The following is a 17,584-nucleotide window of genomic DNA, read 5'->3' as shown; positions in this document are numbered from 1 at the left end:
ACCCGCTAAGCTATTGTCATATAATATCTAAGTGATCGCTGTTGCAGCGCGGCAACTGTTCAATTTCGAACTTTTCTTCCGGCCGGTTCCGGGAATCGAGACGGGACCCGCGGCAGGATGGGCAACCCGCCGGAAAGCTTGGACCCAGCGTTCCTAACCGTATATCCCCGTGAACCGCCGGGAGGCCGCTGTTAGACTGCGCGCCCATCTCCGGCGAGATCGGAAGTACGGGTGGGCCGAGGACAGCAGCAGGACCAGAATCCCTTCAGCGGCGACGCGCGCGGCGTTTCCGCCAGGGGGCAGGCGCGCCTGCGCCGCTGGCTCGAGCGCTGGCGACCCGCGGCGCCGGTGCTGATGCTGTTCGCGATCGGCGTCGGCGCGGTTTTCGGTCTCACCTATCTTGGCGGCGTCGGGCTCGACCGCGAGGCGGCGCAGACCTCGCTGATGGAGATGTCGGGCCAGGTCAGCGACCGGGCGAAGACCCTTGAATCGATCGCCCGCGATTACGCCTGGTGGGATTCCGCGGTGGAGAATCTGGCGGTCCGCTTCTCGCCGAACTGGGCCAGGGACAATATCGGGCCGCTCACCATCCCCGCCAGCTACCCGCAGGTCACCGGCATCCTGGCGGTCGGCGGCGACGACCGCGTGCTCTACGGCTTCATCGGTCCGCGCGAGGTCGCGCGCGGCACGCTGCCGGAATTCATCGGCGGCTTCGCCGAACTGATGGACGCGGCGCGTTCGCGCGCGACCGACGTGCCGGTGCCGGTCCATGCCGTGCTCGGCCGCGGCGATACCGTCTATCTCGCCGCCGCCGCCGCGGTCACGCCCTATATCCGGCCCGCCGGCCCGGTCGCGCCGCAGCCGGTGCTGGTGATGCTGACCGCGCTCGATGCCGCCAGCCTGAACGCGATCGCGCTGGCGACGCGGGTCGAGGGGCTGAGGACCGCCGCGGCGATCGAATCCGGCGCGATTGGTCAGCCGCTGGTCGGCGCCGACGGCACGCCGGTGGCCTATCTCACGTGGCGGCCGCCGCAGCCGGGGCAGCATCTGATCGACCGCCTGCTGGTGCCGATCGCGCTGGTGACCCTGCTGCTCGCCACCCTCTGCGTGATGGCGCTGGACCAGCTCCTGCGCACGCGCCGGGCCGCGGAGAGCTATGCCGATCTGGTGGCGGCGAAGAATGCCAGCCTGCAGCAGGCGGCGAGCCTGCTCGGCGTCACCATCGATTCGATCGACGAGGGCATCGTGGTGCTCGGCAACGGCGGCGAGATCCGCCATTGGAACCAGACCTACGAGCGGATGTGGAACTTCCCGCCGGGCGTGCTGAAGACCGGGATGAAACTGCAGGATCTGATCGCCTGGAAGCTGCGCGACGGCGGCTACGAGCTGATCGACGACGATAGCGAATGGTGCGGCGACGTGCCCGCGGCCAAGCGCGGCGAGCGCGAGCCGATCCGGCGCCGGCTCTACCGCGAGCCCAAGGGCCGCCTGATCGAATCCCGCCGCTTCGAGATGCCCGGCGGCGCCGGCCAGATCGGCGTCACCCGCGACCTCACCGAGCTGAAGGCGCGCGAGCAGGCGCTGATCGAGGCCCGCGAGCAGGCGGTGGTCGCCAACCGCGCCAAGTCCGAGTTCCTGGCCAATGTCAGCCACGAGCTGCGCACGCCGTTGAATGCCGTCATCGGCTTCTCCGAGGTGCTTGAGGTCGAGCTCTACGGCGCGATCGAGAACCCGCGCTACCGCAGCTACATCCGCGACATCCGCAAGAGCGGCTTGCATCTCCTCAGCCTGATCAACGACATCCTCGACTTCTCGAAGCTCGAGGCCGGCAAGCTGGAGCTGCGGCTCGAGCTCTGCGACTGCTCGGCCATCGCCGACGACGCCGGCCGCCAGGTCAGCCACCAGGCGGGCCTGCAGGGTCTCAGTCTGGTGATGGACCTGCCGGCCACGCCGCTGGTGATCCAGGCCGACGCGCGCGCCGTGTTCCGCGCCCTGCTCAACATGCTGTCGAACGCGGTGAAGTTCACGCCCGCGGGCAACGTGACGCTGCGCTACCGGCGCAACGCCGAGGGCGCGGCGGTGTTCAGCGTCGCCGATACCGGCATCGGCATCGCCGCCGCCGACATCGAGAAGGCGCTCTCGCCCTTCGGCCAGATCGACAGCGACATCGCGCGCCGCTATCGCGGCACCGGTCTCGGACTCTCGATCGTCAAGGGCATCTGCGAGCTGCACGGCGGCACGATCGACATCGACAGCGAGGTCGGCGTCGGCACCACGGTCACCATCGTGATCCCCGACCAGCGCCGCCGCGGCGCGCAGGGCGTCAGGGTCACGCCGCGCGAGCCCGCCGCGGTCTAGTCGCAGCAGCCGGGATTGCCGTCATCGGCGTTCAGCGCCGCGGCCAGGGATTCGCGCCGCTGCCCGGTCGCCGCGCTTTCCGGTGCCGGCGGCATCAAGTCCCAGGGGCCCGCGGCCCCGCCCGGGGCCCGGTGATAGCGCCCATCGGCGCGCCAGGCGCAGGCTCCCAGCATCGGCACCTCACCGGAGATGAGGCCGGCCGCCGCATCGACCGCGGTGATCCGCGCGTCGCGCCGGTCGCGGGTCTTCAGCACCAGTCCCGGGCGGCAATGGCTGAGGAAATCGAAGCGCATGCGGCGAGGATAGGCGCTGGCCCCGCGCGGTCAAGGAAGTTGACCGGCTTTCCGCGCGGCCGGTAACTTGCGGCCTACCAGCGGGGGAAGGCGCATTGGCGGAAATCGAGCTCCATGGCCCGGCGAACAGCAGCTTCGTCTGCGCGGCCCGGGTCGCGCTGGAGGAGAAGGGCGTCCTCTATCACCTGATCGAGCCCGACATCCTGCGGGCCCGCGGCTTCCGCCTCGCCGACCTTCTGCGCTATCTCGCCGCCCAGCAGCCGAAGCTGGTCGAGGGCGACTTCGCGCTGTTCGATTGCGAGTCGATCCTGCGCTATGTCGACGAGGGTTTCGAAGGTCCCGTGCTGCAGCCCTCCGCCGCTCGCCCGCGGGCGATGATGGTCGAGATCCAGGGCATCATCCGCGAATACCTCTACCCCGCGGCGATCGGCAAGATCGCGACCCAGCGGCTGTTCGCGCCCTTCCTCGGCAGCGCCACCGACCTGCGCCTGGTGGAAGAGGCGGTGCAGCCGATGACCGACGCCTTGCAGGCGATCGAGCAGATCTCGCTCGCCGCCCATGACGGCGAGAAGTCGGAGCTCTTGATCGGGCCGCAGGTCACCCTGGCCGACATCGCGCTGATGCCGATCGCCTCCTACCTCTCCATGACTCCGGAAGGGCAGAAGGCGATCGCCGCCTCCAGGCGTCTTGCGCGCTGGTGGCTCAGTGTGTCGCGCCGGCCGAGTCTGGCCCGCTCCTGGCCGGGTTTGGGCTAGCCGCCAGCAGGCTGGTGAAGCGCAGCGCGAGGATGAGCGCGCCCACCGGCGCCAGCACGCCGATCCCGAACACCGTCAGCACCGCATGCGACACGTCGGCCGGCAGCAGCGCATCGGTCAACCCGGCACCGTTGGCGATGACGCCAGCCGCCGCCGCGCCGAAGGCGATGCCGAGCGAGCGGATCGTCGGAATGGAGGAGGCGGTCAGCGTCTCCTCGCCGGGCTTTGCGTGACGCATGGTGGCCGCGGTCACATGGAGATTCGAGCAACCGAGGCCGAGGCCCACCAATCCGTTCAGCATCGGGATGACGTAGGTCGGCACCTGCTCCATGCCGAAGGCCAGGGCCGCGAGGCCGGTCACGCACATCACCTGGCCGGCGATGATCGCGATCGAGGCGGCGCGGCCGTGCAGATGCGCGGTCGCCATCGAGGCCGCGGTCCATGAGACCGCGAGGCTTGCGGTCATATAGCCCGCCACCAGTGGATCGACGCCGTGCAGCACCTGCAGCGCCAGCGGCAGGAAGACACCGATCACCGTATGGGTCATCGAGGAAAGGAAGAACACCCAGCTCGCTGATCCGGTGGTGGTCTTCGGCGAGAAGGGATGGCTGGGGAAGAGCTTCGCCGCTCCCGCCGCATCGAGCCGCAGGGTCTGCCAGACCAGCAGCACCGAGGCGACGATCAGCGCCGCCTGCACGATCAGGCTGTGCCAGTTGCTGGCCACGCCGACGCAGAGCACGCCGAGGCTGAGCAGCGCCATGCGCCGCCAGGGAAAGCCGTGTTTCGGCGGCGTGGCGCTGCGCTCCGGCAGGCCGAACCAGGCCGCCGCCATGAAGCCGATGATGATCGGCGCGTTGATCCAGAAGGCGCCGCGCCAGAATCCATACTCCGCGAAAGTGCCGCCGACCGCCGGGCCGATCAGCGCGGCGACTCCCCAGGTCGAGGAGATCAGGCCGAGGATTCGCTTTCTGAGCCGCTCCGGATAGAGCTCGCTGACCAGCGCCATCGACAGCGAGATGATGAGGCCGCCGCCGAAGCCCTGCACCAGCCGCGCCGCCAGCAGCACGAACATCGCCGGGCTCAAGGCGCAGGAGACCGAGCCCAGCAGGAACAGCAGCGAGCCCAGGCAATAGGCGCGGCGCGCGCCGAATTTCGCCTTCATCGGCGAGCCGGTGGCGGCGCCGATGATCGAGGCCACCATGTAAAGCATGGTGGTCCAGGAGTAATAGCTGGCGCCGCCGATATCGCGCACCACCGAGGGCATCACGGTGGTGACGATGAAGACATCGACCGCGTGCAGGCCGATGCCGAGATTGAGCATGATGGTGTAGAGGCCGAGCCCGTCCTTGAAGACGGCGCCCCATCCGACTTTTTGTTCTGGCACGAAGACCTGCGCGGGGAACTGCACCTGCGGGAAGCTGCCGCCGACTATAGAGTTCCGGGGGGTGATGTCAAAACGCCGCAGGCCTGTGCTAAGTACAGCGCATCAGCCAGCAGGGAGCGCGCTATGTCGAATGCCATTATTCGCTTTGGGGCCAATCCGCCCGCCGTCGAGGAGGGGAAGCCGAGCAACCCGATCTCCGGCGCGCCGGTGACGCGGCTGCAGAACTATTTCACCGACGCGACCGGCCAGTTCTTCTCCGGCATCTGGGAATCCTCGGTCGGCAAATGGCCGGTCAGCTACAGAGAGAGCGAGTTCTGCGCGATCCTCGAAGGCAAATGCGTGCTGACCGACGCGGCGGGAAAGGCCGAGACCTTCGTCAAGGGCGACAGCTTCGTCATCCCGAGCGGATTCTCCGGCACCTGGGAAACGGTCGAGCCGGTGAAGAAGCTCTACGCAATCTTCGAGCCCAAATCCTAATCGTCATGCGCGGGCTTGACCCGCGCATCTCGCACCGTCGGAGGAGGATTGCCGGATCAAGTCCGGCAATGACGCATGTGGGGGTGAGGCTACTCCGCCGGGTGGCGGTGCTCGGAGGCCTGGCTGGAATAGATGGCGCCCATGACGCCGCCTTTGATCAGCGGCAGCAGCACGCCCATCATCGCCACCGCGACCGGCACCCAGAGCGACTGCACCCAATACGGCGGATGCCCGAGCTGCTCGGTGAACAGCACGCCGGCGATCACGACATGGCCGACCAGGAACACGGTGAAATAGGCGGGCGCGTCGTCGGCGCGCAGCGGCTCGAAGGCGAGCCCGCAGGATGCGCAGGATTCGGCGGGCGTCAGATAGCCGGCGAACATCTTGCCCTTGCCGCAGCGGGGGCAGCTGCGCTTCAGGCCGCGCATCAGCGCTTCGGTCCAGGTGGGACGGGAGGACATGGTCTTGTGCACCGGGGCAATTTGACGAGTGTCAATTTAGCGGGATTCCGTCCCGCATCCATGTGACCGGTTGTCGCTTAAACTCATTCTAAACGAAGGGTAAATGGCTCCCCGCTGGGGAGCAGGGGGACTGAAAGCGATGGACGCTAGGCGATGATGTCGGGCAGCAGCTTCGATTCCAGCTTGATGATCTGATCTTTGAGCGCGAGCTTGCGCTTCTTCAGGCGCTGGATCTGCAGCTGGTTGAACGGCGAGGTTTCGGCAAGCCGCTGGATGACGTCGTCGAGGTCCCGGTGCTCCGACCGAAGTTCCTCGAGCTTCACCCGCATTTCTGTGACGCTGGGTATCACGCTCAATGCTTGCTCCTCCCGTTGCCGGGCATTCTATCCCAAGCCCGATCCGAGGTCACGGACTTGCCGCACGGGCTTGCCTGGGAGGCTTGAGCGCCTTAGACATCAGTTCACAGCCTTCACATCAGCCCGGAAATCGCCCCCGATGGAAGATTCCTTCGATTTGACGGTCATCGGCGGCACGGTCTGGACCGTGAACGGCCCGATCGAGACCGATCTCGGCGTCAAGGGCGGCCGAGTCGCCGCCTTCGGCGATCTGGCCCGCGCCAAGACCGCGCAAAGCATCGCCGCCAAGGGCCTCACCGTGCTGCCGGGCGCGATCGACACCCAGGTGCATTTCCGCGAGCCCGGCCTGACCCACAAGGAAGATCTGGAAAGCGGCACGGCAGGTGCCGCGCTCGGCGGCATCACCGCGATCTTCGAGATGCCGAACACCAACCCGAACACGCTCGACGGCAAGGACATCCAGGACAAGCTCGACCGCGCCAAGGGCCGCGCCTGGGTCGATCACGCCTTCTTCGTCGGTGCCTCGGAAGAGAATGTCGAGACACTGGCCCAGACCGAGCTGGTCCCGGGCTGCTCCGGCGTGAAGATCTTCATGGGCTCCTCGACCGGCAGCCTGCTGGTTGCGGAAGACGACAGCCTGGAACGCGTGCTGGCCAACGGCCGCCGCCGGGTCGCCATCCACGCCGAGGACGAAGCGCGGCTGCGCGAGCGCCTGGCGCTGGTCAAGGGCGGCGCCGAGCCGAAGATGCACCCGGTCTGGCGCGACGAGGAGACCGCGCTCCGCGCCACCAAGCGCATCATCGCCTTGGCGCGCAAGACCGGCCGCCGCATCCACATCCTCCATGTCTCGACCGGCGACGAGGTGCCGATCCTCGCCGCCAACAAGGACCTGGTGACGATGGAGTGCCTGACGCACCATCTCACCTTCGCTGCCCCCGAATGCTACGAGCGGCTCGGCACTTTCGCGCAGATGAACCCTCCCGTGCGCGACGCCCGCCACCGCGAGGCGCTCTGGCAGGCGGTGCGCGACGGCGTGGTCGATTGCATCGGCTCCGACCACGCACCGCATACCAAGGAAGAAAAGGCGAAACCCTATCCGCAATCGCCTTCCGGCATGCCCGGCGTGCAGACCCTGCTGCCGATCATGCTCGACCACATGAACGCCGGAAGGCTCACGCTGCAGCGCGTGGTCGACCTCACCAGCGCCGGCCCGGCGCGGATCTTCAACATCGCCGGCAAGGGCCGCATCGCGCTCGGCTACGATGCCGACCTCTCGATCGTGGACCTGAAGGAAAAGCGCGAGATCACCAACGACTGGATCCGCACCAAATGCGGCTGGACGCCCTATGCCGGCATGAAGATCACCGGCTGGGTCAAGGCGACGGTGATCCGCGGCAACATCGTCATGCGCGACGATGAGTTGCTGAATAAGCCGATCGGCGCGCCGGTGCGGTTCACGGAGACGATCGGTCGCGCCTAGGGAGCTTCTGCATGTTCAAAGCCCTGATGCTGGAAGAGAAGGACGGCAAGGTCCAATCCTCGATCCAGCAGGTCGATGAGGCGAAGCTGCCGGAGGGCGACGTCACGGTCGCGGTCTCGCATTCCACCTTGAACTACAAGGACGGCCTCATCCTGCTGGGGCAGGGGCGGCTGGTGCGGCAATACCCGCATATTCCCGGCGTCGATTTCGCCGGCACCGTGCTCGACAGCGCGCATAAGGAATTCAAGCCGGGCGATGCCGTGGTGCTGACCGGCTGGCGGGTCGGCGAGGCGCGCTGGGGCGGCTATGCCGAGAAGGCGCGGGTCGAGGGCGACTGGCTGGTGAAAATCCCGGCGGGCCTCGATGCGCGCCGCGCCATGGCGATCGGCACCGCCGGCTTCACCGCGATGCTGGCGGTGATGGCGCTCGAAGAGCATGGCCTGACGCCGGCCAAGGGCCCGGTGCTGGTGACGGGCGCCGCGGGCGGCCTCGGCAGCGTCGCCACCGCGATCCTAGGCCAGCTCGGTTACAAGACGGTCTGCTCGACCGGCCGCGCGGAGACGCATGATTATCTGAAGGCACTCGGCGCTAGCGAAATCATCGCCCGCGACACCATCGCGAAGCCGAGCGGCAAGCCGCTCGAAAGCGAGGCCTGGGCCGGTGTCATCGATTCCGTCGGCGGCTCGACCCTCGCGACCGTGCTGCCGCAGGTGATGACGCATGGCTCGGTGGCGAGCTGCGGCCTCGCCGGCGGCGCGAAGCTCGAGACCACGGTGATCCCCTTCCTGCTGCGCGGCGTGAACATCCTCGGCATCGATTCCGTGATGTGCCCGATCGAACGCCGCCGCCTGGCCTGGTCGCGTCTCGCCCAGGACCTGCCGATGGAGAAGCTGGAGTCCACGATCCAGACCGCCACGCTCGACAACGTTGCAAGCTTGGCGCCGGAGATTCTCGCCGGCAAGATCCGCGGGCGGGTGGTGGTGGAGATTTAGCCGCTTATCAAGCCGCGACGGAACTCACCCCGCTTCCGCCGCCCCGGTAATCCGCACGATCCTGCGCACGTTGCCCGCCTTCAGGTGCAGGTCCTTCGCCGGGTTGAACTGGCGCAGCACGACTTCGTCCTCGTTGCGGCGGAGGAATTGGCGGATCAGGCCCTGGCCGTCGGCGAGCTCGACGGCGACGAAACAATTCTTGGTCAAGGGCCGGTTCGGATTCACATAGAGCAGCTCGCCGGCGTAATAGCGCGGCTCCATCACGTCGCCGTCCATGTAGAGCGCCAGCGCGTTGAAGACGCCTTTCAGGTTCGCGGGCCGTTCGACGAACTCCTTGGCCTCGCCCTGGATGAACAGGAAACCATCGCCGTCGCCCCTGGTGGCGCTCATGGTGACCGTCCCCATGACCGGCAAATCGCGTTGCGCTTGCGTTGCGGCGGCGCGGGCCGGCGCCGTCTCGCGGCGCTGGTTGACCGGCTGTCCGGACTCGATGCCGGCGAGGCCCAACACCGCGCCGGATTCGACGCCATGCGGCACGAAGATCGCCTCGAGGTCGCGCGCCAGCTCGAAGGGCAGGAAGCGGCGTTTGTAGCGATCCTCGTAATGCTGATAGCGGGTGAGGCTCCACCCCAGCGCCTCCGAGACGGCGCGCATCGTCAGCCCGGCCTGCTCGCGCAGTTCCTTCAAGCGACGTGCAGCTTCCGAAATCTCCGTCATGCATCGCCCTGCAATCTTCACCGCATAATACGTTTTTCGGGCAGGGTGTCCATGCGTAAAGCCGCTGGCGGAGCGGGTATAAAAATCCTCTGGTAGAACAACGGGGTGGCGGGAACAAACCCGAGGCCCGTCGCGTTTCGGGCGGGATTTCGGTTTCCGGTTCGGGGCCCCGGAAGCTGCAACGGCGTACAGGGACGAAGCATGGGCCTCTATCTGGTTGTCGCGACACGCGACCTCACCCCGGCGGTGACCGCCCTCTGCCCCGCCTTCTATATGCCGTTCCGTCGCTGCGCGATCGTCGCCTATCAGGGCAGCGCGGGTGAACTCGCGCGGCGGCTCGACCTCGACCGCAGCGAAGGTCCAGTCATCCTGGTCGGCGGCGCGGGCCGACGCGTTGCGCGGGTTGCGGCGAGCCTTGCCTTCGCACTCCTCGCCTGCGGCGTGCTGACGTGAGGCAGCGGATCGACTATCATTGCGGGCGATGAAGCGAAGCGCAGCATTGTTGCGGATCATGCAGGCGTCCTTGCACGCGGTGCTGGCGGCGACGGCCATCGCGCTCGTCTCATCCGCGGCGGAGGCGCAGAGCACCGAGCCGGAGAAGCCGGCCGACTTCAAGGCCATGCAAACGCCCGGCGCGCCCGCGGCGCTGACGACTACGCCCGGCGCATCGCTGATCACGCCGGCGACCGGTGTCGCCAATCCGCCGGCGGGCTTCACCGGCAGCAAGATGGTGATGACGCAGCGCGTGTGGCAGGACTACGTCAAATACCTGCGCAACGACGTTGCGATCGGCTATGGCCTGTTCATGATCACGGTCGATGGCCAGGCTTCCGACGTGAAGCAGTGTAGAAACTATGCCTGCCAGATCAGTCCCGTGACGCGGACCACGGCGCTCGACGAATGCCAGGCGAAGATGAACAAGCGGCGCTGCATCGTGTTCGCCGAGGGCCGCGACATCAAATACGCCTACCAGGTCGTCCCCTGAGGGCGATAAATCCGGCCCGGTGCGCCCCGATTCCGGGGCACAGGACTGTGACCGGATTGAGGCAGTTTCCCGGCCCATCACAAGGCCTTACCGGCAAGATTTTGGGTTGCCATATGCGGCTTGGGGATATAAAGCTAGCCGCACAATAATAATAAAATTGCTCGCGACCTGCAGGGAATCTGGCAACAGAGGGGTCGAGAGCTCGAGTTCGAAGCTAATGTGAAAACTCAGTCGGTTCGACGGGGGCGGTGCTGCATAAATGCCGGTAACGAGATTCCTGCACATAAAAGAGAAATTGCAGGCGGTCTTCGCGACGCGTGACGTGATCTTGCGCAGCGACGGCCGCATCCGTTACCTGCGGCTGACCGCGCGAACTCAGGTTGTCACCGTCGTGGCGCTCACCGTCATCGGCTTCTCCGCGATCACTGCGTCGATCGGCATGAGCGTCCAGCAGCTTTCGATCCGCAGCCATGACATCGAGGTGCGCAACGCCGACGATGCCTATACGCGGCTGCTGACCGAGGTCACCGGCTATTTCGACCAGTTCTCCAAGAGCGCCGCCGTCGCGGTCTCCGACGAGACCTATCTGCTCGGTCTCTCCGACGACGAGAGCGCCGCGCGCCGCCGCCTGACCGGCAGCGGGCAGGATTTCTGGACCCTGACCGCGGCCTCGCCCGAGGAGCAGCAGGCGCTGCGCGAGAAGCTGCGCCTGGCGCTGCGCGACAAGCTCGCTTCCTTCGACACCGATCTGCAGCGGATCGCCGCGCGCAACCAGTCGCTGAGCAAGCAGCTGGTCGACGTGCAGCAGAAGAACACGGCGCTGACCGATGAGCGCGACAGCGTCACCGAGGACCGTGACCAGCTCGCGCGCCAGGTCGCGGCCCAGCATAACGAGAACTTGGCGCTGAACTCCCGCCTCGCCCAACTGACCGAGACGAAGAGCCGGCTGGATGGGCAGCTCGCCGCCGAGGCCGAGAAACAGGACGCGCTCAACCGCCAGCTCGCCGACCTGCAGCGCCAGCTCGAGGAGACCAAGGTCGCCAATCTCGACCTCACCCGCCAGGCCGCCCAGAACCAGCGCGCGCTCTCGACCGTGATCGCCCAGCGCAACCTGGTGCAGACCGACCGCACCGACATGGCCGGCACCATCGAAGATTTGAAGCAGCGCCTCTCCACCCTGCAGGAAAGCCAGGCGAGCTTTGTCAGTCATCTGACCGAGCGCACCCGGCAGAACCTCGGCGACATGGAGAAGACGGTGCAGATGACCGGGCTCAAGGTCGATGATCTGCTGCGCCTCACCTCCGAGCCCGGGCTGGGGCAGGGCGGTCCGTTCATTCCGGCCCCGACCGACACCAAGGACCTGAACGAGAAGAAGCTGCTGGAAAGCGTCGCCACCCTCGACGACGAGGTCGGCCGCTGGGAGAAGCTGCAGGTGATCCTGCGCTCGCTGCCGCTTTCGACGCCGGTGGACCGCTACTACATCTCCAGCGGCTTCGGCGAGCGCACCGACCCCTTGAACGGCGAGGCCGCCATCCATGAAGGCCTGGACATGGTGGATTCCATCAAGTCCGACGTGATGGCGACCGCTCCTGGCCGGGTCGTTTTTGCCGGCTGGCGCGGCAGCTACGGGCGGGTGGTCGAGATCGACCACGGCCTCGGCATCATGACGGTTTACGCCCACCTCGATTCCGTCCTGGTAAAGGTCGGGGACTTGGTGGATTATCGGCAGACGATCGGCAAACTCGGCAATTCAGGCCGGAGCTCGGGGGCACACGTCCATTACGAGGTCCGCTTCGAGGGCAAGCCGCTCGATCCCATGGGCTTCTTGAAGGCAGGGCGGTATGTTTTCAAAGGCTAACAAGCAGAGCCAGTCCACCTCGATGATGGACGGCGGCAGCAAGCCGGTCACCAAGGCCAGCGTGCCCTCGATCATCAGCCCGGATCTCCGGATTAACGGCGACATGGTCTGCAGCGGCGACATCCAGATCGACGGCTGGGTCGAAGGCGACATCCAGAGCCGCAACGTCACGGTCGGCGAAGGCGCCACCGTCCACGGTGCGGTTCAGGCCGAGAACGTGAAGATCTGCGGCATCGTCAACGGCCAGATCCGCGCCGACAACGTGGTGCTCGAGAAGACCGCCCGCGTCACCGGCGACATCCTGCACAAGAGCCTGTCGATCGAGCAGGGCGCCTTCCTCGAAGGCATGTGCAAGCGCATCGACTCCTCGCCGGGCGCGGCCGCGGCGCTCGACAAGGGCCTGCTGGCCAAGCCGGCCGGCGCCCCCAAGGACCGCGTCCTCGGCCTCGGCAACACCGAGCCCCTGGTTCCCACCGACAAGGCCGCGGTGAACTAAAGCCTCAAATCGTCATCCGCGGGCTTGACCCGCGGATCTTGCGCAGAGCGGAGCCAGATGCCCGGATCAAGTCCGGGCATGACGCTTTTAGGAGAGACCGAAATCCGCGCCTTCCAGCGCCCGCCGCAGCATATCCGGATCGGCATTGCCGCCGGACGCCACCACCGCGACGGTAAGCCCGCGGAATTTCTCGCGGTTGAGCAGGGCGCAGGCAAGCGATGAGGCGCCGCCCGGCTCCATCACCAGCTTCAGCCGGGTCAGCGCGAATTTCATCGCCTTCAGAATATCGGCATCGCTCGCCGCGAGGCCGCCGCTGAGCAGCGCTTTATGCACCGGGAAGGTGAGCTCGCCCGGGGTCGGCGACATCAGCGCGTCGCAGATCGATACCGAGCCCGGCGCATTGGCGACCCGCTTGCCCTCGATCAGCGAGCGCTGCAGGTCGTTGCAGGTCGTGGGCTCGGCGGCATAGACCTGCGCCGCCGGCCAGATGTGCTTCACCGCGGTGGCGACGCCGGCGACGAGGCCGCCGCCGCTCGCGGGTGCTATCACCACATCCGCCTTCATCCCCAGCGCTTCAGCCTGCGCGCAGAGCTCGAGGCCCGACGTGCCTTGCCCCGCCATGATCGCGGGATCGTCGTAGGGCGGCACCATCACGGCGCCGGTCCTGGCGGCAATGTCGCCGGAGATCTGCTCGCGGGATTCCGTGTGCCGCTGGTAGAGCACGACCTCGGCGCCCAATGCCTTGGTGTTCTCGATCTTGATCCGGGGCGCGTCGTCCGGCATCACGATGGTCGCCTGGAAGCCGAGCATCGCGGCTGCGGCCGCGACGCCTTGCGCGTGGTTGCCGGAAGAGAAAGCTACCACCGCCTTTGCCGCGGGATTCTGCTCCTTCACCAGCATCAGCTTGTTGCAGGCGCCGCGGAACTTGAACGAGCCGGTGCGTTGCAGGGTCTCCGCCTTCACCAGCAGGCGAAAGCCCAGCGCCTCATCGAGCTGCGGATAGTGCAGCAGCGGCGTCTTCACCGCCTTGCCGGCGATCCTTCTCGCGGCGGCTTCGACATCGGCGAACTGCACCGCCAAGCCGGCGGAATTTTCCAAGCTGTCCATGGTTCCGTGCCTTGCAAGCGTTGAAGAGCGCATACTCTTCCACAGCTTACCAGGTCACAACAACCGTCCCCGCGCGCGCAATTGTATGCCGACAATACCGGCCGGAGCAGGCTTGCGATGCTTCAGTTGACGGCGGCGCGCCGGAGATCGTCGTCCAGCGCCAGTTTCGACGGACCCTTGGTCAGACGGCTGCGATAGACCTGGAGGTTCTCCATCACGCGCTGCACATAGTTCCGGGTCTCGTCGAAGGGGATGCTCTCGATCCAGTCCACCACGTCGGTGTCGGCCTGGCGCGGGTCGCCATAGGTGTCCATCCACTGCCGCACCCGGTTCGGCCCGGCATTGTAGGCCGCGGTCGCCAGCACATAGGAGCCGCCGAAGCGATCGACCAGCTTGTCGAGATAAGCCCTGCCCAGCGTGATGTTGAACTGCGGGTCCGAGGTCAGGCGGGAATCCTTGAACTTCGCGACCTTCAGCTGCTTGCCCATCTGCTTGGCGGTATCGGGCATCAGCTGCATCAGGCCCATGGCGCCGGCGGGGCTCACGGCCTGGGCGTTGAAGGCGCTCTCCTGGCGGATGAGGCCGAGCACGAAGGCGGGCTCGACCTTGCCGCCGGCCGGGACCGAGATCACCGGGAAGAGATAATCCGCCATCTCGGCGCCGTTCTGCCGCGCGTTCTTGGCCGCCATCAGCGCCAGGTCGTCCTGGTCGCTCTGCCGCGCCAGGATCGCCAGCATGCGGTAATCCGCCAGCTTCTCGTCGGCGTCCTGGATCAGCCGCACCAGGAAGGGCCGGGTGCGCTCCTTGACGCCGATCGCGTTCAAGGCGCGGATCACCCGCACCAGCTCCTGCTTGTCGAAGGCGGCGGTCTCCTTCGCGGTCGGCTTCGGATCGACCTTGATGCGGAGCGCCGTGCTGGTGCCGAGCCGCATCGCCGCGAGCTGGCCGTAATAGACGGTCAGGTTGCCGGAGGCGAGCTTGTACCACTTGTCCGCCGCCTTCTTGTTCTTGCGGACTTCCTCGGCGCGGCCGGCCCAATAGGCGCCGCGCGCCTTGGAGAAGACCGAGCTGGTGCCATTGTAGAGATTGGAGAAGTGGCGCACCGCCGTGTCCGGCTCCTGCAGGAAGCGGAGCGCGATCCAGCCCGACAGCCATTCGCCGTCGGCAAAGGCGGTGCCGCTCTCCGAGCCGTGGCTGGCGGCGAGGCGATAGGCGACCGAGACCGAGCCTTCGTCCAGCGCGTCGCGCGCCGCGTTCTCGATCTCGCCCCAGAGCTTGTCCGGCTTGCGTGCTTTCAGCGGTGGCGTGTCGAGCACCGCCGCGGCCTTCTGGAATTCATCCTGCCGGCGCCAGTAGCGCGCGGTCTCGAACACCAGGCCCGGATCCAGCTTGAGCTTGGCCGGCACCGCGGCGAGCGCCGCTTCGGCGCCGCTGGCTTCGTCGGCCAGCTTCATGCGCGCGACCGCGACCAGGCGGTAGCCGTCATCGACCCGGTCGAGCATGCGCTTGGCGGCATCCTCATCGCCGTCCCAGAGCAGCAGGTCGAGCCGGGCCACGTGATCGGCCGGGCGCAGGTATTGTCCGGCGGCATCGAGGAAATCGCTCTCGTCGTCAGAATCGAAGTCGAGATCCATCCAGGCGGCGCGGGCGACCTTGGCCGCGGCGTCGGCCGCGCCGCTGGCGGAGAGTGCCGCGATCAGCCGCGTTGCGCCTTCCGGCGTCAGCGGCTCGCGGCCCTTGAACCAGGCGATCACCGATTTCGCCGGATAGCCCTCCGGCATGGCGCGCTCGGCCTGCGCCTGCAGCGCGCCCATGCGCGGCCATTTCGGATTCTTGCCCATGAAGGCGGAGATCTCGTCGAAGGAGCGGCCCGGACCCGGCCGGGAGAGATTGAGCCAGAGGATCACCTTGCGCGGCAGCGGGTTCTTGGCCTTCTGCGCGATCGCCATCGCCTCGCCCCAGCGATCCTTGGAAACGGCGGCGAAGGCCTGCTTGTAGATCGCGATGTCGCTGCTGCTGAGGCCGCCCGCGTCGGCGCGCGCAGCGCTCGAAACAAGGCTCCAGCCCAGCAAGACCAGCAGAACAAGACCAACCCGCCGCACGGCGCACCCCGATATCTGCCCGAAACCGCGACTCGGGCTCAGAAAGATTCCCGTGGCATTATAGTCGTTTAGAACGGTTTTCTCAAATTGCATCTCCGGCGAATCGCCGGGTTTCCCGGCGACTTGCAGGTTCGGTTCTTGCCCGATATGTTCGCCGCGCGCCGAAACCCGCCGGTTCAACGCCTTATTGAACCCGGGCCATGGTGTAGACTGGGTTAACAAAGAAACGCGCGGACGCGGCGAGGGCAGGATGTTCAAGGGATCGATCACGGCTTTGATGACACCGTTCAAGAACGGCGCGGTGGACGAGCAAGCCTTCCAGAAATTCGTCGCCTGGCAGATCGCCGAGGGCATCAACGGCGTCGTCCCCTGCGGCACCACCGGCGAAAGCCCGACCCTCACCCATGACGAGCACAAGCGCGTGGTCGAGCTCTGCATCGAGGTCGCCAAGGGCAAAGTCCCGGTGATCGCCGGCACCGGCTCCAACTCGACCGACGAGGCGATCGACCTCACCAAGCATGCGGAGAAGGCCGGCGCCGACGCGGCCCTCATCGTGCTGCCCTATTACAACAAGCCGACGCCCGAAGGGCAGTTTCAGCACTTCAAGGCGATCCACGACGCGACCAACATCCCGATCGTGATCTACAACGTGCCGCCGCGCTCGGCGGTCGACATGTCGGTCGACACCATGGCGCGCTGCGCGAAACTGGAGCGCGTGGTCGGCGTCAAGGACGCGACCGCGGATCTCGCCCGGCCGATCCGCACCCGCATCGCGATCGGCAAGGACTTCTGCCAATTGAGCGGCGAGGACGCGACCGCCTTGCCGTTCCTGATCCAGGGCGGCCATGGCTGCATCTCGGTCACCTCCAACGCCGCGCCCAAGCTGACCTCGGAAATGCACGCCGCCTGGCGCAAGGGCGACATCGACACCGCGATGTCGATCAACGAGAAGCTGATGCCCTTGAACGACGCGATGTTCTGCGAGACCAGCCCGGGCCCGGTCAAATTCGCCATGTCGCTGCTCGGCCACGGCACCTCGGAGCTGCGCCTGCCGCTGGCGCCGATCGCGGAATCCAGCCGCGCCAAGGTCGAGGCGGCGATGAAGAAAGTGGGCTTGATCGGACAGTAGGGGCTGCTTATTTCATGCCCCCGCTGTATGTCTTGAACCCAAGATGGCCCGCGACACTTCCAAAGACCGCTTCGCCGCGCAGAACCGCAAGGCGCGGCACGACTTCTTCATCGAGGACACCCTCGATGCCGGCATGGTGCTGACCGGCACCGAGGTGAAGTCCTTGCGCCTCGGGCGCGTCAGCATCAACGAGGCCTTCGCCACCGAGAAGGATGGCGAGATCTGGCTCTACAACGCCTATTTCCCGGAATACGAATCCGCCAACCGCTTCAACCACGAGCCGCGGCGGCCGCGGAAGCTTCTGCTGAAGCACCGCGAGATCAAGAAGCTGCACGGCCAGACCGAGCGCCAGGGCATGACCCTGATCCCGCTATCGATCTATTTCAACGAGCGCGGCATCGCGAAAATGCAGCTCGGCCTCGCCCACGGGAAGAAGAAGGTCGACAAACGCGCCACCGAGAAGGAACGCGACTGGAAACGCGACCAGCACAAGCTGCTGAAGACCCGCAGCCGCGGCGACTGATTTTTTTTGAACCGTCATCCGCGGGCTTGACCCGCGGATCTCGTGCCGAGTGCGCACACTGGAGAGAGATGCCCGGGTCAAGCCGGGCATGACGTTGTTGGGGAGGGCCTT

The 17,584-nt window shown here is 66.6% G+C and carries 18 protein-coding genes; 11 read left to right on the top strand and 7 right to left on the bottom strand.

Annotated elements, in window-relative coordinates:
• Positions 1–231: 231 nt before the first annotated feature.
• Positions 232–2,358: a sensor histidine kinase gene (locus ACYQ4T_RS12475; RefSeq protein ID WP_459854394.1), complete on the top strand. Its 2,127-nt coding sequence runs from the start codon at positions 232–234 to the stop codon at positions 2,356–2,358.
• On the opposite strand, the gene ACYQ4T_RS12470 is transcribed toward ACYQ4T_RS12475, so the two are convergent.
• Positions 2,355–2,651 (bottom strand): hypothetical protein, encoded by a 297-nt coding sequence (locus tag ACYQ4T_RS12470; protein ID WP_459854391.1) that lies wholly within the window; start codon positions 2,649–2,651, stop codon positions 2,355–2,357. The genes ACYQ4T_RS12475 and ACYQ4T_RS12470 overlap by 4 nt on opposite strands.
• Before the next feature lie 95 nt (positions 2,652–2,746).
• On the opposite strand from ACYQ4T_RS12470, the gene ACYQ4T_RS12465 reads away from it, so the two are divergent.
• Positions 2,747–3,406, top strand: a complete 660-nt coding sequence (locus ACYQ4T_RS12465) for a glutathione S-transferase family protein (protein WP_459854389.1) — start codon at positions 2,747–2,749, stop codon at positions 3,404–3,406.
• On the opposite strand, the gene ACYQ4T_RS12460 is transcribed toward ACYQ4T_RS12465, so the two are convergent.
• The gene (locus tag ACYQ4T_RS12460) at positions 3,354–4,790 is read right to left on the bottom strand and encodes an MFS transporter (RefSeq protein ID WP_459854386.1); all 1,437 of its coding nucleotides are present in this window, start codon (positions 4,788–4,790) and stop codon (positions 3,354–3,356) included. The two genes, ACYQ4T_RS12465 and ACYQ4T_RS12460, sit on opposite strands and share 53 nt — an antisense overlap.
• 123 nt (positions 4,791–4,913) lie before the next feature.
• Between ACYQ4T_RS12460 and ACYQ4T_RS12455 the strand changes: the two genes are divergently transcribed.
• Complete coding sequence (locus ACYQ4T_RS12455; RefSeq protein WP_459854384.1) at positions 4,914–5,267, top strand: cupin domain-containing protein; 354 nt, start codon at positions 4,914–4,916, stop codon at positions 5,265–5,267.
• 89 nt (positions 5,268–5,356) lie between these two features.
• Here ACYQ4T_RS12455 and ACYQ4T_RS12450 read toward each other — a convergent pair whose 3' ends face one another.
• The gene (locus ACYQ4T_RS12450) at positions 5,357–5,728 is read right to left on the bottom strand and encodes a DUF983 domain-containing protein (RefSeq protein ID WP_459854381.1); all 372 of its coding nucleotides are present in this window, start codon (positions 5,726–5,728) and stop codon (positions 5,357–5,359) included.
• 146 nt (positions 5,729–5,874) lie between these two features.
• On the bottom strand, positions 5,875–6,057 hold the full coding sequence (locus tag ACYQ4T_RS12445) for a YdcH family protein (RefSeq protein ID WP_028099835.1): 183 nt from the start codon (positions 6,055–6,057) through the stop codon (positions 5,875–5,877).
• A 166-nt stretch (positions 6,058–6,223) separates the two neighbouring features.
• On the opposite strand from ACYQ4T_RS12445, the gene ACYQ4T_RS12440 reads away from it, so the two are divergent.
• Together ACYQ4T_RS12440 and acuI are read left to right on the top strand one after the other, a co-directional pair.
• Complete coding sequence (locus ACYQ4T_RS12440) at positions 6,224–7,564, top strand: dihydroorotase (RefSeq protein WP_459854378.1); 1,341 nt, start codon at positions 6,224–6,226, stop codon at positions 7,562–7,564.
• Positions 7,565–7,575: 11 nt separating this feature from the next.
• Positions 7,576–8,556 (top strand): acrylyl-CoA reductase (NADPH), encoded by a 981-nt coding sequence (gene acuI, locus ACYQ4T_RS12435; protein ID WP_459854376.1) that lies wholly within the window; start codon positions 7,576–7,578, stop codon positions 8,554–8,556.
• A gap of 24 nt (positions 8,557–8,580) precedes the next feature.
• On the opposite strand, the gene ACYQ4T_RS12430 is transcribed toward acuI, so the two are convergent.
• Entirely contained in the window at positions 8,581–9,273 is a 693-nt protein-coding gene (locus ACYQ4T_RS12430) for a LexA family transcriptional regulator (protein ID WP_459854373.1), read from the bottom strand.
• 201 nt (positions 9,274–9,474) lie between these two features.
• On the opposite strand from ACYQ4T_RS12430, the gene ACYQ4T_RS12425 reads away from it, so the two are divergent.
• From ACYQ4T_RS12425 to ACYQ4T_RS12410, 4 genes are all read left to right on the top strand, one after another.
• Positions 9,475–9,726, top strand: a complete 252-nt coding sequence (locus ACYQ4T_RS12425; protein WP_459854371.1) for a hypothetical protein — start codon at positions 9,475–9,477, stop codon at positions 9,724–9,726.
• 58 nt (positions 9,727–9,784) lie between these two features.
• The gene (locus tag ACYQ4T_RS12420; RefSeq protein ID WP_459854369.1) at positions 9,785–10,258 is read left to right on the top strand and encodes a hypothetical protein; all 474 of its coding nucleotides are present in this window, start codon (positions 9,785–9,787) and stop codon (positions 10,256–10,258) included.
• Positions 10,259–10,553: 295 nt separating this feature from the next.
• Complete coding sequence (locus tag ACYQ4T_RS12415) at positions 10,554–12,116, top strand: peptidoglycan DD-metalloendopeptidase family protein (protein WP_459854367.1); 1,563 nt, start codon at positions 10,554–10,556, stop codon at positions 12,114–12,116.
• Complete coding sequence (locus tag ACYQ4T_RS12410) at positions 12,100–12,612, top strand: bactofilin family protein (RefSeq protein ID WP_459854364.1); 513 nt, start codon at positions 12,100–12,102, stop codon at positions 12,610–12,612. Before ACYQ4T_RS12415 ends, ACYQ4T_RS12410 begins: the two co-directional genes overlap by 17 nt.
• An 87-nt stretch (positions 12,613–12,699) precedes the next feature.
• Here ACYQ4T_RS12410 and ACYQ4T_RS12405 read toward each other — a convergent pair whose 3' ends face one another.
• A complete protein-coding gene (locus tag ACYQ4T_RS12405) occupies positions 12,700–13,719 on the bottom strand; it encodes a threonine ammonia-lyase (RefSeq protein WP_459854362.1) in 1,020 nt (339 codons plus the stop codon).
• A 122-nt stretch (positions 13,720–13,841) separates the two neighbouring features.
• Positions 13,842–15,821 carry a lytic transglycosylase domain-containing protein gene (locus ACYQ4T_RS12400; RefSeq protein WP_459854359.1) on the bottom strand — a complete coding sequence of 660 codons (1,980 nt, stop codon included), beginning with the start codon at positions 15,819–15,821 and terminating at the stop codon, positions 13,842–13,844.
• Positions 15,822–16,071: 250 nt separating this feature from the next.
• Here ACYQ4T_RS12400 and dapA point away from each other — a divergent pair, with 250 nt between their 5' ends.
• The gene (gene dapA / locus ACYQ4T_RS12395; protein WP_459854356.1) at positions 16,072–16,950 is read left to right on the top strand and encodes a 4-hydroxy-tetrahydrodipicolinate synthase; all 879 of its coding nucleotides are present in this window, start codon (positions 16,072–16,074) and stop codon (positions 16,948–16,950) included.
• Between the two features lie 43 nt (positions 16,951–16,993).
• Complete coding sequence (gene smpB, locus ACYQ4T_RS12390; RefSeq protein WP_395022411.1) at positions 16,994–17,473, top strand: SsrA-binding protein SmpB; 480 nt, start codon at positions 16,994–16,996, stop codon at positions 17,471–17,473.
• Positions 17,474–17,584 lie beyond the last annotated feature (111 nt).

Source organism: Dongia sp. agr-C8 (genome assembly GCF_054658695.1).
Note: the sequence above shows the minus strand (reverse complement) of the source record. Positions and strands in the feature narration are given on the sequence as shown.

Coding starts and splice junctions, on each gene's coding strand:
- ACYQ4T_RS12430 (WP_459854373.1), bottom strand. CDS start 9,273: ATGACGGAGATTTCGGAAGCTGCACGTCGCTTGAAGGAACTGCGCGAG.
- smpB (WP_395022411.1), top strand. CDS start 16,994: ATGGCCCGCGACACTTCCAAAGACCGCTTCGCCGCGCAGAACCGCAAG.
- ACYQ4T_RS12445 (WP_028099835.1), bottom strand. CDS start 6,057: ATGCGGGTGAAGCTCGAGGAACTTCGGTCGGAGCACCGGGACCTCGAC.
- dapA (WP_459854356.1), top strand. CDS start 16,072: ATGTTCAAGGGATCGATCACGGCTTTGATGACACCGTTCAAGAACGGC.
- ACYQ4T_RS12450 (WP_459854381.1), bottom strand. CDS start 5,728: ATGTCCTCCCGTCCCACCTGGACCGAAGCGCTGATGCGCGGCCTGAAG.
- ACYQ4T_RS12440 (WP_459854378.1), top strand. CDS start 6,224: ATGGAAGATTCCTTCGATTTGACGGTCATCGGCGGCACGGTCTGGACC.
- ACYQ4T_RS12455 (WP_459854384.1), top strand. CDS start 4,914: ATGTCGAATGCCATTATTCGCTTTGGGGCCAATCCGCCCGCCGTCGAG.
- ACYQ4T_RS12470 (WP_459854391.1), bottom strand. CDS start 2,651: ATGCGCTTCGATTTCCTCAGCCATTGCCGCCCGGGACTGGTGCTGAAG.
- ACYQ4T_RS12410 (WP_459854364.1), top strand. CDS start 12,100: ATGTTTTCAAAGGCTAACAAGCAGAGCCAGTCCACCTCGATGATGGAC.
- acuI (WP_459854376.1), top strand. CDS start 7,576: ATGTTCAAAGCCCTGATGCTGGAAGAGAAGGACGGCAAGGTCCAATCC.
- ACYQ4T_RS12420 (WP_459854369.1), top strand. CDS start 9,785: ATGCAGGCGTCCTTGCACGCGGTGCTGGCGGCGACGGCCATCGCGCTC.
- ACYQ4T_RS12405 (WP_459854362.1), bottom strand. CDS start 13,719: ATGGACAGCTTGGAAAATTCCGCCGGCTTGGCGGTGCAGTTCGCCGAT.
- ACYQ4T_RS12425 (WP_459854371.1), top strand. CDS start 9,475: ATGGGCCTCTATCTGGTTGTCGCGACACGCGACCTCACCCCGGCGGTG.